Source organism: Vibrio sp. 811 (genome assembly GCF_033339195.1).
Map to the genome: position 1 here is coordinate 1 of NZ_JAWOUB010000829.1, position 544 is coordinate 544.

At 52.0% G+C, this 544-nt stretch carries 1 protein-coding gene; it reads right to left on the bottom strand.

The window, feature by feature from the left end; all coding sequences use genetic code 11:
* The coding region (locus R7Q46_RS29635; protein ID WP_318078648.1) for a flagellar hook-basal body complex protein at positions 1-538 on the bottom strand (538 nt) is incomplete at its 3' end.
* Positions 539-544: the final 6 nt, after the last annotated feature.

The following is a 544-nucleotide window of genomic DNA, read 5'->3' on the forward strand; positions in this document are numbered from 1 at the left end:
CACTGTGAAGCAAGCTGTCGCTCTCTTTTTGCAGCTGATTGATTTCTGGCTTCACCAGTTTCAATGTGCCGACTGCGATTTCTGCACCGCCGCCCGGTGGAATAACCGAGACAAGGCCACGCTCACTGATTTCGATTTTTTGATAATCAGGCACCACCAACGGACCGTTTTCACCCACAACCGGGAACCCGTTGATAGACATTGCGCCAAAGGTATCGATTTGAATGTTACCGGCACGCGTGTAAGCCTCATTACCCGCTGGCGTTTCTACCGCAAGGTAACCTTCACCCATGACGGCAACGTCGAGCGCACGACCTGTTTTCACAACGTCGCCAGAATCAAAACGCGTTGATGCAGAGTTTGTGACCACCATGGTTCGGCCATCAAAGCCCGGGCCTTGTAACTCCACGCTACGAACACGTTCCATATCCGCACGGAAACCTGCGGTATCCGCGTTCGACAAGTTATTCGAACGAACGTGTTGCGCTTTAAGAACTCGGCTTGCACCGGAGGTTGCTGTAAATAACAAGCTATCCATGCAGAG